The sequence below is a fragment of the Mycobacterium sp. Root265 genome (assembly GCF_001428895.1).
Lineage (GTDB): Bacteria > Actinomycetota > Actinomycetes > Mycobacteriales > Mycobacteriaceae > Mycobacterium.
This window is the reverse complement of record NZ_LMJA01000022.1, coordinates 56004-68955: the sequence shown is the minus strand read 5'-3', so window position 1 is coordinate 68955 and position 12952 is coordinate 56004. Positions and strand designations below refer to the sequence as shown.

Annotated in this window: 10 protein-coding genes and 1 tRNA gene; 3 read left to right on the top strand and 8 right to left on the bottom strand. The window is 69.7% G+C overall.

The genetic code is table 11. The features are described from left to right. Nucleotides 1-65: 65 nt before the first annotated feature. Nucleotides 66-1457 carry a bifunctional UDP-N-acetylglucosamine diphosphorylase/glucosamine-1-phosphate N-acetyltransferase GlmU gene (glmU, locus tag ASE48_RS16860; RefSeq protein ID WP_057168588.1) on the bottom strand — a complete coding sequence of 464 codons (1392 nt, stop codon included), beginning with the start codon at nucleotides 1455-1457 and terminating at the stop codon, nucleotides 66-68. A gap of 106 nt (nucleotides 1458-1563) precedes the next feature. Continuing rightward, nucleotides 1564-1635: transfer RNA gene (locus tag ASE48_RS16855), tRNA-Gln, on the bottom strand. A gap of 86 nt (nucleotides 1636-1721) precedes the next feature. Between ASE48_RS16855 and ASE48_RS16850 the strand changes: the two genes are divergently transcribed. Next, the gene (locus tag ASE48_RS16850; RefSeq protein ID WP_057168258.1) at nucleotides 1722-2312 is read left to right on the top strand and encodes a TetR/AcrR family transcriptional regulator; all 591 of its coding nucleotides are present in this window, start codon (nucleotides 1722-1724) and stop codon (nucleotides 2310-2312) included. On the opposite strand, the gene ASE48_RS16845 is transcribed toward ASE48_RS16850, so the two are convergent. Together ASE48_RS16845 and ASE48_RS16840 are read right to left on the bottom strand one after the other, a co-directional pair. Then, nucleotides 2309-2869 carry an LppA family lipoprotein gene (locus ASE48_RS16845; protein WP_057168257.1) on the bottom strand — a complete coding sequence of 187 codons (561 nt, stop codon included), beginning with the start codon at nucleotides 2867-2869 and terminating at the stop codon, nucleotides 2309-2311. The two genes, ASE48_RS16850 and ASE48_RS16845, sit on opposite strands and share 4 nt — an antisense overlap. Further along, nucleotides 2869-4437: an alpha/beta hydrolase gene (locus ASE48_RS16840; RefSeq protein WP_057168256.1), complete on the bottom strand. Its 1569-nt coding sequence runs from the start codon at nucleotides 4435-4437 to the stop codon at nucleotides 2869-2871. The genes ASE48_RS16845 and ASE48_RS16840 overlap by 1 nt, the downstream gene beginning before the upstream one ends. Before the next feature lie 145 nt (nucleotides 4438-4582). Between ASE48_RS16840 and mfd the strand changes: the two genes are divergently transcribed. Continuing rightward, on the top strand, nucleotides 4583-8200 hold the full coding sequence (mfd, locus tag ASE48_RS16835) for a transcription-repair coupling factor (RefSeq protein ID WP_057168255.1): 3618 nt from the start codon (nucleotides 4583-4585) through the stop codon (nucleotides 8198-8200). Beyond that, nucleotides 8197-9114 carry a nucleoside triphosphate pyrophosphohydrolase gene (locus ASE48_RS16830; protein ID WP_057168254.1) on the top strand — a complete coding sequence of 306 codons (918 nt, stop codon included), beginning with the start codon at nucleotides 8197-8199 and terminating at the stop codon, nucleotides 9112-9114. The genes mfd and ASE48_RS16830 overlap by 4 nt, the downstream gene beginning before the upstream one ends. 72 nt (nucleotides 9115-9186) lie before the next feature. On the opposite strand, the gene ASE48_RS16825 is transcribed toward ASE48_RS16830, so the two are convergent. The 4 genes from ASE48_RS16825 to ASE48_RS16810 form a co-directional block, all read right to left on the bottom strand. After that, nucleotides 9187-10383, bottom strand: coding sequence for a Dyp-type peroxidase (locus ASE48_RS16825; protein WP_057168253.1), 1197 nt, complete (start codon nucleotides 10381-10383; stop codon nucleotides 9187-9189). Then, on the bottom strand, nucleotides 10376-10870 hold the full coding sequence (locus tag ASE48_RS16820; protein ID WP_057168252.1) for a copper chaperone PCu(A)C: 495 nt from the start codon (nucleotides 10868-10870) through the stop codon (nucleotides 10376-10378). Before ASE48_RS16820 ends, ASE48_RS16825 begins: the two co-directional genes overlap by 8 nt. Then, nucleotides 10863-12290: a PepSY-associated TM helix domain-containing protein gene (locus ASE48_RS16815; RefSeq protein ID WP_057168251.1), complete on the bottom strand. Its 1428-nt coding sequence runs from the start codon at nucleotides 12288-12290 to the stop codon at nucleotides 10863-10865. Before ASE48_RS16815 ends, ASE48_RS16820 begins: the two co-directional genes overlap by 8 nt. Nucleotides 12291-12395: 105 nt before the next feature. Next, a complete protein-coding gene (locus ASE48_RS16810; protein WP_057168250.1) occupies nucleotides 12396-12941 on the bottom strand; it encodes a hypothetical protein in 546 nt (181 codons plus the stop codon). Nucleotides 12942-12952 lie beyond the last annotated feature (11 nt).

Below are 12952 nucleotides of genomic sequence, written 5' to 3'. Positions count from 1 at the left end.
CGATTACGCGCCAATCGTACGTAGCTTTCCTGACCGGTCGTGGCCGGGTTACCGGAACGCCAACATCAGGCGTCGGGTTCGGGTGCCCCGGCGTTGCGTGCGGCCTCGGCCGACGCGCTTGCTGGGCGCTTGCGCAGCACCCACCCCTCGATGGTGCGCTGCGTATTGTCCGAGACGGCCAGCGCGCCGGGCGGAACGTCGTCGCGCAGGACGGTGCCTGCCCCGGTGTAGGCGCCATCCCCGACGGTCACCGGGGCCACGAACATGGTGTCCGAACCGGTCCTGACGTGGGAGCCGATCGTGGTGCGGCGCTTGGTCTCACCGTCGTAGTTGACGAAGACGCTGGAGGCGCCGATGTTGCTCTGCTCGCCGATGTCGGCGTCCCCGACATAGGTCAGGTGCGGCACCTTGGTGCCAGTGCCGATCTTCGAGTTCTTGGTCTCGACGAACGCGCCGAGCTTGCCGTCGGCGCCCAGTTCGGTGCCCGGCCGCAGATAGGTGAACGGTCCGACGGTGGCGCCCGCCCCGATGACCGACAGCTCGCCGTGGGTGCGGATGACCGACGCGCCGTCACCGATCTCCATGGAGGTGAGCGTGCTGCCGGGTCCGATGGTGCAGTCGGTGCCGATCGCGGTGGCGCCGAGCAGCTGGGTGCCCGGATGCACGACGGTGTCGGCACCGATCTCCACGTCCACGTCGATCCAGGTGGTGGCCGGGTCGATGATCGTCACCCCGGCCCGCTGATGGCGTTCGACGGTGCGCCGGTTCAGCTCGGCGCCCAGCGCGGCGAGCTGGACGCGGTCGTTGACCCCGGAGACCTCGGTGGTGTCGGCGACGTGCTGGGCGCGCACGGTGTGCCCCTCGGCACGCAGGATGGCCACCGCATCGGTGATGTACAGCTCGCCCTGGGCGTTGTCGGTGCTCAGCCGGGTCAGCGCCGAGCGCAGCGCGGCGGCCTCGAAGGCGTACACCCCGGAATTGATCTCGGCGATGGACCGCTGGGCCTCGTCGGCGTCGGCCTGCTCGACGATGGCCGCCACCTCACCCTCGGCGTCCCGGATGATGCGCCCGTATCCGGTGGGGTCGGCCAGCGTGGTGGTCAGGATGGTGGCCCGGGCGCCCGCATGCGCGGCGGCCAGGGTGGTCAGGGTGGCCCCGCCGAGCAACGGCACATCGGCGGTGGTGACCACCACGGTGCCGGTGAAGTCGTCGGGCAGACCGGAGAGTCCGACGCTGACGGCGTGCCCGGTCCCGAGTTGTTCGTCCTGCACCACGGTGCTGATCCGGCTGTTGGTGCGGGCGGCGACCCGGGTCACCTCGTCGTTAACCTGGTCGCGGCCGTGCCCGACCACCACCACGATGTGGGTGGGGGTGAGCGCGTTCAGCGCGTGCAGGACGTGGGCCAGCATGCTTCGCCCGCCGAGGGGGTGCAGCACCTTGGGGGTGGCCGAGCGCATCCGGGTGCCCGCGCCGGCGGCCAGCACGATCACGGCGGTTTCGGTGGTTGACACGGATTTCTCCTCCGGCGACGCGGTCAGTTCGGGGTCGCTCACGGCAGGGTTGCTCCGTCGCCAGGACTCGAACCTGAACTATCTGAACCAAAATCAGAGGTGCTGCCGATTACACCACGACGGACTGATCAACCCGAGACTCTAGTCGAAAGCTATAGGCTCCTCGGTGTGGCTGCACCTGATAAAGAGACTCGTGCGCCCCGCGCCCGGATGACCGGCAGCGAACGTCGTCAACAGCTCATCGCGATCGCCAGGTCCCTGTTCGCCGAACGCGGCTATGACGGCACCTCGGTGGAGGAGATCGCGCAGCGCGCCAACGTGTCCAAACCCGTCGTCTACGAGCATTTCGGCGGCAAGGAGGGCCTCTACGCGGTCGTCGTCGACCGCGAGATGTCCACCCTGCTGGACCGGATCACCGCCTCGCTGACCAACAACCGGTCCCGGGTGCGCGTCGAGCTGGTGGCGCTGGCCCTGCTGACCTACGTCGAGGAACACACCGACGGGTTCCGCATCCTCATCCGCGACTCCCCGGCGGCCATCACCGAGGGCACCTACGCGACGCTGCTCAACGACGCCGTCAACCAGGTGGCCTCCATCCTGGCCGGGGACTTCTCCCGGCGCGGTCTGGATCCGGATCTGGCGCCGCTGTACGCCCAGGCGCTGGTCGGGTCGGTGTCGATGACGGCGCAGTGGTGGCTCGATGTGCGTGAGCCGCCCAAGGAGGTCGTGGCCGCGCACGTGGTCAACCTGTGCTGGAACGGGCTGACGCATCTGGAGCCGGATCCCAAGCTCGAGGACTAGCGGGCCTGCTGCTTCTGCTCGGCGGTCAGGTAACACCCGGTACCGACGTACATGGTGGACGCCTGCATCGATCCGAACGCGAGCCGGCCGTTGTCGGCGTCCCGGATGGTCAGATCCTTGGCGACATCGTCGGTGGCGTTCTCGGTGCGGCTGACGACATCGGTGTAGCCGAACTTCGCGGCGATGTCGATGACGGTCCGGGAGGCCTGATCCCACAGCGCGGCGGGCACGGGCACCTTCGACACGTAATGCGGGCTGAAGTAGATGCTGCCGTCGGTTGACCCGAAGTCACCGCACACCGAGGAATGCGGTTCGCCGTGCGGCAGCCACCGTGCGCCGGGCACGATATCGCCGAGCGCGGTGGTGATCTCGCCGATCATCCGGTCGCGGTCGGCGATGACCTGTTCGGCGTCGCGACGCTCCAGCAGGGTGCCGAGTTCCTCGGGCGTGCCGTAGCCGTGATCGCCTTCGCCTGTGACCGGGGGCATGGTGTCAAACATATGGCCGCACCCCGCCAGCGCGAGCACCATCGCCAGCGCGAGTATCAGTCGTCCCATCACGGCTCCACCTTCACGTAGCGGTCGTCTTGTCCCAGTCCGGCCACCACCACCGCCTGGTTGTAGAGGGCAGTGGTGTCGACGAACGAATACCTGCTGTGGCCCGTCGATTCGTCGCGCGGGCCCAGCGCGGTGGTCTCGGCATTGGTGGACAGGTCGGTGAAGCCGACCAGGTCCGAGGGGATCGTCTGGCCGAAGATGCGCGCATTGGCCACCAGGTCGTCTTTGGCGTGCTGGACGTAGACGTGCCCTTCGGACAGGTGCAGATCCTGAACCGATGTCGGCACCCGGTACTGCTGCGGGTCGGTCTCCAGTCCCGGAGATCCCATGAACACCACATCATCGGCGGCGGTGCCGCGTTGCAGCGCCTCGCTGGCCAGGGTGGACCCGTAGGAGTGCCCGAGCACCGTCAGATGCGGGTCGGTGTCGCGTGAACTGTCGATGCCGTTGATGAACGAGGCGAGCTCGGGGGCGTTGTCGTCCGCGTAGTGCGGGCGGGTGGCCTGCAGGACGTTGGACGGCGGCTCGTAGCCCAGCCAGGCGACGGTCGCCACGGTCTCGTCGGTCTTGCCCGCGTCCAGCAGCACCCGCTCGGTCTCGGTCTTCAGCCATTCCGACTGCTCGATGTAGGCCGGCAGGTCGTTGCCGTCGGTCGGGTTGTCCCACGGGATGGAGCCGGTACCGGGCACGTACACGCTGACGTGATCGGCGGTGTCGACATTGCCGATCGCCAGCGCCACCTTCGGGTGATCGCCGTCGAAATCCACCACCAGGAGCTGACGGGTGCCCTGCTTGGCGAGGGCGGCGTCGATCTCGGCGATCGTCGCGCGCTCCTGGTCGGTGAGGTTCGGGTCCCGGCGCAGCGTCTCCAGCCGGTTCCGGTTCGCCAGATCGCGTGCCGTGCCGGGCACCCCGTCGAGGTTGCCGATCCACTCCGGCTTCTCGGCGATGAGGCGCTGCTGTTCCTCGGGGCTGAGCCTGTCCCACCACTGGTTCACCTCGGTGTCGGTGGCGCCCTCGGGTGGTTTCAGCTCCTCGATATCGGGTGCGGGGGGCGGTTCGGCGGGCAGCTCGCCGCCGGGAGCGTTCAGCGGGGCGGCGTTCGTGACGGCATCGGCGGTGGCCTGGTCGACGGCGTCGAACTGCTGCAGCAGCGTTTTCAGCACGGTGCTGTAGGCGGCGGCGACCTGCGGGGTCATCGGGCCGCCACTGCCGGACGGGGTGACGGTGCCGTCGGCGCCGACGGTGGCGCCCAGGGCGACGGCCTGCTGGGTGACGTCGACGACGGCCTGGCGCAGCGGGGTGAGATTGGTACCGCCGGTGCTCAGCGTGGTCTGGATCGTCTGCAGCTGCTGCCGCAGTTCGGTGAGCCGTTCCAGGGTCTTCTCGCCGCCGGCCACGGCGGCCGCGGACGCGTCGCCCTCCCAGCCGGCGGCCAGCCCGGCCAGCGTGCGCCGCTGGGTGTCGATCGAGGTGTCCAGCTGGGCGATCTTGGCCTGCAGCTGCGCCGCGGCGTCGGACAGTGTCGCGGGATTACTGGCGGTGACCTGGGGAATCGTGACCGTCACCGCGTCACCCCGGTCATGTCGCCCCCGCCCCCATGAATGCCTGCCAGCACGTTAACACCGTGGCGGTCACCGTTCGGTCACCAAAATTCCGGGTATTCCGGCGCGAGATTCGTCACTGAAGGGTGCCGCCTAGGATGGAGCCATCATGACCGCACCGGGGCACACGCATGTCCAAAACTCGATCGCGGGGCTCGTCGACCTGGCGCTCAGCTCGCCCACCTTCACCGATCTGATCGACCGCGCACAGACCCGTCCGGACTCGCTGGCGATGGTCGGGCCGGCCAGCGCGCGGCTGTTCGCCGCCGCCGCGCTGGCGCGCACCGGCCCGCTGCTGGTGGTGACCGCCACCGGCCGCGAGGCCGACGACCTGACCGCCGAACTGCAGGCCGTCTTCGGCGACGCCGTCGCGCTGTTCCCGTCCTGGGAGACGCTGCCCCACGAGCGGCTCTCACCCGGCGTGGAGACGGTCGGCGCCCGGATGATGCTGCTGCGCAGGCTCGCGCATCCCGAGGACGAACACCTGGGGCCACCGCTGCGGGTCGTCGTCACCACCACCCGCTCGCTGCTACAGCCGATGGTGATCGACCTCGGTGACATCGAACCGGTGACGCTCGCCGTCGGGGCCGATTCCGATTTCGATGCCACCATCGCCCGGCTGGTCGAGCTGGCCTACACCCGGGTGGACATGGTGGCCAAGCGCGGCGAGTTCGCGGTCCGCGGCGGCATCCTCGACATCTTCCCGCCGACCGCCGAACACCCTGTGCGCGTCGAGTTCTGGGGTGACGAGGTCAGCGAGATGCGGATGTTCTCGGTGGCCGATCAGCGGTCCATCACCGAGATCGAGATCAATCACCTGGTGGCCGTTCCGTGCCGGGAGATCCTGCTCAGCGATGCGGTCAAGGAACGCGCGGGTCAACTCGTCGACGCCGGCCCGCAGACCGACAACACCGTCGCCGGCGGCGTCGGCGACATGCTGGCCAAGCTCGCCGAGGGCATTCCGGTCGACGGGATGGAGGCGCTGCTGCCGGTGCTGCAGCCCGACGCGCTGACCCTGCTCACCACGCACCTGCCCGAGGGCACGCCGGTGCTGGTGTGCGACCCGGAGAAGGTGCGCTCGCGCGCCGCCGACCTGATCCGCACCGGCCGGGAGTTCCTGGAGGCGTCCTGGTCGGTCGCTGCCATCGGCGGGGCCGCACCGGTCGATATCGAAGCGCTCGGCGGTTCCGGTTTCCGCGAACTCGACGAGGTGCGGGCCGCGGCCGGCCGCTGGTGGACGCTGAGCCAGCTCAACGACGAATCGGCGCTGGAACTCGATATCCGGCCCGCTCCCTCGGCGCGGAGCCAAAACGCGGTCGAGGAGATCTTCGCCATGCTGCGCGCGCATGTCCTCACCGGTGGATACGGCGTGGTGGTGACGCCGGGCACCGGTACCGCGCACCGCGTCGTCGAACAGCTCGGTGAATCCGACACGCCGGCAGCGCTTCTGGAGCCCGGCGCGCAGCCCGCGGCCGGCGTGGTCGGCGTGCTCAAGGGACCGCTGCACGACGGGCTGGTGATCCCCGGGGCCAACCTGGTCATCATCACCGAGACCGACCTCACCGGTAACCGGGTCGCGGCCACCGACGGGAAAAGGCTTGCCGCCAAACGCCGCAACGTCGTCGACCCGCTGGCGCTGGCCGCAGGCGATCTGGTGGTGCACGATCAACACGGCATCGGCAAGTTCGTCGAGATGACCGAACGGGTGATCGGCGGCGCGCGCCGCGAATACCTGGTGCTGGAATACGCGTCGTCCAAGCGGGGCGGTGGTACCGACAAGCTGTACGTGCCGATGGACTCCCTGGACCAGCTGTCCCGGTATGTCGGCGGCCAGGCGCCCACCCTGAGCCGCCTCGGAGGCAGCGACTGGACCAACACGAAAACCAAGGCGCGCAAGGCTGTTCGGGAGATCGCCGGTGAGCTGGTGTCGCTGTACGCCAAACGCCAGGCCGCGCCGGGCCACGCGTTCGGGCCGGACACCCCGTGGCAGGCCGAGATGGAGGATGCGTTCGGCTTCACCGAGACCATGGACCAGCTGACCGCCATCACCGAGGTCAAGGCCGATATGGAGAAGCCGGTCCCGATGGACCGGGTGATCTGCGGTGACGTCGGCTACGGCAAGACCGAGATCGCGGTCCGCGCAGCATTCAAGGCCGTGCAGGACGGTAAGCAGGTGGCGGTGCTGGTGCCGACGACACTGCTGGCCGACCAGCATCTGCAGACCTTCACCGCCCGCACCGCGGGCTTCCCGGTCACCGTGAAGGGGCTGTCCCGGTTCACCGATGGGGCCGACTCGAAGGCCACCCTGGAGGGGATGGCCGACGGTTCGGTGGACATCGTCATCGGCACGCACCGGCTGCTGCAGACCGCGGTGCGCTGGAAGGACCTCGGGCTGGTGATCGTCGACGAGGAACAGCGTTTCGGTGTCGAGCACAAGGAACACATCAAGAGCCTGCGGACCCACGTCGACGTCCTGACCATGAGCGCCACCCCGATTCCGCGCACCCTCGAGATGAGCCTGGCCGGCATCCGCGAGATGTCGACCATCCTGACGCCGCCCGAGGAACGGTTCCCGGTGCTCACCTACGTCGGCCCGCACGACGACAAGCAGGTCGCCGCGGCGCTGCGCCGCGAACTGCTGCGCGACGGGCAGGCGTTCTACATCCACAACCGGGTCAAGTCGATCGATCAGGCCGCCGCACGGGTACAGGCCATGGTGCCGGAGGCGCGCGTGGTGGTGGCACACGGCCAGATGGCCGAGGAGACCCTGGAGAAGACCGTCGAGGGCTTCTGGAATCGTGACTACGACATCCTGGTCTGCACCACCATCGTGGAGACCGGCCTGGACATCTCGAACGCCAACACCCTGATCGTGGAGCGCGCCGACACCTTCGGTCTGTCGCAGCTGCACCAGCTGCGCGGCCGGGTTGGCCGGAGCCGCGAGCGCGGGTACGCGTACTTCCTGTATCCGCCGGAGGTGCCGCTGACCGAGACCGCCCATGACCGGCTGGCCACCATCGCCCAGAACAACGAACTCGGCGCTGGTATGGCAGTGGCCATGAAGGACTTGGAGATTCGCGGCGCGGGCAACGTGCTGGGTGTCGAACAGTCCGGCCACGTCGCCGGCGTCGGGTTCGATCTGTACGTGCGGCTGGTGGGTGAGGCCGTCGAGGCCTACCGCGCCGCCGTGGACGGCAAGACCGTCAGCACCGTCGAGGAACCCAAGGATGTGCGCATCGACCTGCCGGTCGACGCCCACTTCCCGCCGGATTACATCGGCAGCGACCGGCTGCGGCTGGAGGCCTACCGCAGGCTGGCCGCGGCCTCCGACGCGGCCGGGGTGGACCGCGTCATCGAGGAACTCGTCGACCGCTACGGTCCGCTGCCCGAGCCGGCACAACGCCTGATCGCGGTGGCGCGGCTGCGGCTGCTGTGCCGCGAATACGGGGTCACCGAGGTGGCGACGATCTCCGATGCCACCATCAAGGTCGCACCGTTGACGCTGCTGGACTCCGGTCAGATGCGGCTCAAGCGGGTCTACCCGGGGTCGGCCTACCGGGCGACGACGTCGACGGTGCAGATCCCGATTCCGCGGGCAGGCACCGGGGTGGGCGCCCCGCGTATCCGCGATCTCGAACTGCTGCAAGCGGTTGCGGGTCTTCTGCTGGCCCTGGACGGTCGACCGGCCAATGAGGTCGACATCACCGCTATGGGAGGTGCGCAATGACAGTCGTCCTGGTCGACCCGCGCCGGCCCTCCCAGGTGCCGGTGGAAGCCGTCGGCCTGCTCGCCGGTGACGTGCAGTACACCGAGGAGATGCCGATCAAGGTGCCGTGGTCGCTGCCCTCGGCGCGCCCGGACTACGCCGGCGAACCGGCCCCGGTGCTGCTGTCCTCGGATCCCGACCATCCCAGTGTGAAGGCCCGGCTGGCGGCGGGGGAGCAGCTGATCGCGGCGCCCGGCCCGCAGGCCGGCGAGCGGCTGGTCGACGCGGTCGCGATCATGGACAAGCTGCGCACCGACGGCCCGTGGGAGAGCGAGCAGACCCACGATTCGCTGCGGCGCTACCTGCTGGAGGAGACCTACGAGCTGTTCGACGCGGTGCGCGGCGGCGACGCCGAGGAACTGCGCGAGGAACTCGGAGATGTGTTGCTGCAGGTGCTTTTTCACGCCCGCATCGCCGAGGACGCGCCGGCTCACCCGTTCGGCATCGACGATGTCGCCGACGCGCTGGTCCGCAAACTGGGCAACCGGGCGGCCGGGGTGCTCGCCGGTGACTCGGTGTCACTGGAGGAGCAGCTCGCCCAGTGGGAGGAACGCAAGCGCAACGAGAAGGTGCGCGACTCCTGCATGGACGATGTCCCGACCGGACAGCCCGCGCTGGCGCTGACGCAGAAGGTGCTCGAACGCTGCGCCGGAGCGGGGATCCCCGACGAATTGATCCCCGATGCGCTGCGCGAGGTGCGGATCGGGGTGGACTCCGACGCCGAGAACACCCTGCGCACAGCCACACTGGAGTTCATCGACACGGTCCGCCGCACCGAGCAGGCCATCGAGGCCGCCCGCGGCGGCGACGCCATCGGGGAGGCGCCGTCAGAGCCGATCGGCGCCGACGAATGGCGCGCCCACTGGCCCGGCTGAACCCTCTTCGCCGAAACTGTATTCCAGACGGCGGGCTCTCGAACTTTGCCCTCTGGAATACAGTTTCGGCGGTCATGACAGTAGGGTCTGCCCCAACCAGTCGCCCTCGGCCACACCCGGCAGCATCGCGAACGTCGCCGACCCCACCGTGGTGATCCACTGGTTCATCGCGTCCGCGTCGGCCAATCGCTGCTGCACCGGGATGAACTGGCGCGCCGGGTCCCTCAAATAGCTCGCGAAGATCAGCCCGCTGTCGGTGGTCACCCCGGCGGGTGGGGGATCGTCGTAGTTGTAGGGCCGCCGCAGGAACCGCTCGTCGTCATTGTGGTGACGTGCCAGCGCGATATGCGAATTGGGCGGAATGACCGGGATGCCGCCCACCTGCGCGTCCAGATCGGGCACGTCGTCCTCACGTGTCCCGGTCAGCGGGGCGCCGGTGTCCAGACGTCGGCCCACCGCGAATTCCTTGCTGGCCCGGTCGAGTTCGTCCCAGGTGTCCATCTCGGCGCGGATCCGGCGCAGCACCAGGATGGTGCCCCCGGCGAACCACGGCTGCCCGGCGCCCTCGTCCCAGATGAACCGGTCGAACTCTCCGGCATCCCGGAGGTTCGCGGTGCCGTCCACCTGCCCCATCAGGTTGCGCATGGTGCGGCCCGATCCGTCGGCACCATGCGCATGCCGGAAACCGTTCTGACGCCAGCGTTGCCGCGTCATCGCCCGCACGTTCTTCAGCAACACCCGGCTGGTATGCGCGACGACCATCGGGTCGTCGGCGCAGATCTGCAGCAGCACGTCGCCGCCGCAGAACGCCGGGTCGAGCCGGTCGGTCCGGAACGCGGGCATCGCGATGGCGGTCGGCGGCCGCCGGTGCGCCAGTCCGATGCCGTCGAACAGTGCGGGGCCCAACCCGACGCTGACGGTCAGTCGTGCCGGACGTGCGGCCAGTTCGGGTTCGGTATCGGCGAGGGCAGGTCGGCCCTGGGTGAGCCTGGCCGCGTCCGCCGACCACAGCTTGAGCACCGCGGCCAGCGTCGCGCGGGCGCTGCGCCCGGCATCCGGCGTCAGATCGAGTGCGACGAACAGCGCGTGGGCCTGCGGCGCGGTGGTGATGCCGCCCTGGTGCGTGCCGTAAAACGGCTCGGCGTTACCGCCGAAACCGTCGGCTGCCGGGGTGGCGGATTGCGCGGCCCCGCATTGGGTGAGGGCGGCGCCGGCGGCCAGCGCGGCGGCGCCCCCGGTGAGGAGGCGCCGCCGGTTGACATCAACCATGGCCGTTGTGCTCGGGCTGGTATTCCTCGTTGGCCCCGGCGAAGTCCCGCACCTGCACGGTGACCGGCAGCGTGGAACCGTCCTCGAACTGCACCGTGAGTGCGATATCGGAGCCCGCCGACAGCGGTGCGGTGAGATCCATCAGCATCAGATGATCACCGCCCGGCGCCAGTTCGTGGCTCCCGCCGGCCGGCAGCACGATCCCACCTTCCTTGGGGCGCATGGTTTTCGTACCGGCCTCGCCGGCGACCTCATGCACCTCGACGTGACCCGCCGCCGGCGAGCTGCCGGACACGATGCGGGCCTCGTGGTGCCCGTGGTTGACCAGCGTGCCGAACACCGCGGCCATCTCGCCGTCGCCGGCCGACGCCCACTGCTCTTCGAGCACCACCTCGGAGGCCATCGCGTGGTCGGAGTGCTCCGCGGTGGGCGAGGTGCAACCGGTGGCCAGCAGCGCGACGACCAGAGCGATCAGAAACCTACGCATCGGAAAGCTCCTTGCGCCGCTTGGCCGCACCGATGGCGAGGTCCAGCACCACGAAGGCGGCCAACGAGACTCCCAGCAGCGGAAGGAACCAGCCGACCGCCACCGCGGCCACCGTCAGCACACCGATCGTGACAGGGGACAGCCGCCGCAGGCCGCCCCGCACCGGTGGGCGGCCGACCGCCCACGCTGATCCGCGGGTCGGGCGGCGCTGCCACCACATTCGGTATCCACCGACGATCACCGCGACCAGCGCGACCGCGATACCGAGCAGTAGCAGCTGGTTCAGCAGGCCGAACAGCAGACCCATGTGCCCGCGGATACCCCAGTCGGCGAGCATGGCGACCACCGAATAGTCACGCCAGTAATCGATTTCGCTGGTCACCGTGTTGGTCGCCGGATCCACCGAGGCGGCGTTCGTGGTCAGCCGGTAGGGCTTCTCGATCTCGGCAACGCCGATGCCCTGTCCGGGTTCGGCGGGCAGCGTCACCTCCAGCGGCAGGCGCACACCGGCGCCGGCCGCGGCGCGAAGCACCGCATCGAAATCGACAGGTCCGGAATCGCTCTCCGGTGCCGTGTGCCCGGTGTGGCCGGCGTGTTCGTCGGGCACCACGGCCGCCGCCGGCGTCAGGGCGGTGTCCAGCGCCGGACGCTTCCAGTTCATCGCCGACCGCAGTTCGGTGACGTGCTCCCCGGCGTACGTCGACCAGGTGATGCCGGTCGCGGACAGGAACAGCAGTGCCGCGAGCAGCCACACACCGGTGGTGCCATGCCAGTTCATGGTGCGGGCACGGCCTTTGAGGCTGCGATCGAGGCGCAGCACGCGGCCGGGCCGGTTGCGGCGACGCTCGGCGGCCGCCTTGGTCAGCCACAGCACCACGCCGCCGAGGGCGACCACCCACAGCCAGGAGGCCGCGAGCTCGCTGTAGACGCGGCCCGGTTCGCCGAGGTTGAGGTGCCGGTGGAAGCCGTCCAGCCAGGTGCTCACCGGCAGGTAACCCAGCCAGCTCGCCTCGTCGCCGAGCACCCGCCCGGTGTACGGGTCGACGAAGACCGCACGCTGCAGTTCCGCGTCGAGGGAGGGGTCGGCGAAGTACACTCGGGTGGAGTCACCCGGATCGGCGGCCGGGCGCATGCCGGTCATGGTCAACGCCGGGAAGGCGTTCTGCGCGGCGGCGGCCTGGTCGTCCAGCGCGATGGGCCGGCCGGATTCCGGCACGGTCAGGATGTCGCCGTAGACGACGCGTTCGATGGACGGGGCCATCGCGTACAGGCCGCCGGTGAGCGCGGCGATCAGGATGAACGGGGCGATAAGCACGCCCGCGTAGAAGTGCAGGCGCACCACCAGGGGGCGCCAACTGCGCCGCGGTGGTCCTGGGTCGGTGGTGGACGTGGATTCGACGGTGTCGCCGGATTGGGTCATGAAAGCTGCCTTCAGCAGAAGCGATGGGTGGGACGCAGCGCCCGATGAAGCAGGCGTGCGGACGGCCGCGACCGGAGGGGCGCGGCATCGTGACAGGAGCGACCGCTATGCGGTCGCGACGCCACCCATCGGCGGGGCGCGCATGCCCAGCCCGGTACGCCACAGAAGTGACTGTGCGACAACGTTGTTGGTACGGCGCCGGGTGCGCGGAGGCGCCGGGCGCGGGCTGACGGTCGCGAAGAGCCGCAGCCAGCGCAGCACCGATGAGCACACCAGGTACAGGTGCTCGACGGCGCCGATGGCGATACCGAGCACCACCGCCGCCCCGGCGTGGGCCGCGAACATGGCGGGGCTCAGGCCCAGACCGCCCCCACCGTGATGGCCGCCGGCCAACGCCAGGGTGAGGTGACCGAGCAACTGCGCGGCGCCCAGGGCCGCGATCAGTGCGAGCAGTTGGGCGTGCCGGTTCTGCAGCCGGATGCCGGCCGCGGCCGCACCCGAGGTGGCGCACACCAGCAGCGCCGCGACCAGGGCGGCGCCGTGCGGGAACACGCCCGACGCGGCGGCGTGCGCACCGGTGGTGCCGGCCGCTGCGCTGACACCGACCAGCCCAGCGCGCAGCCGGTGCGCGCGTCTTGCCGGCGTGGTCACGAGCGGGACTC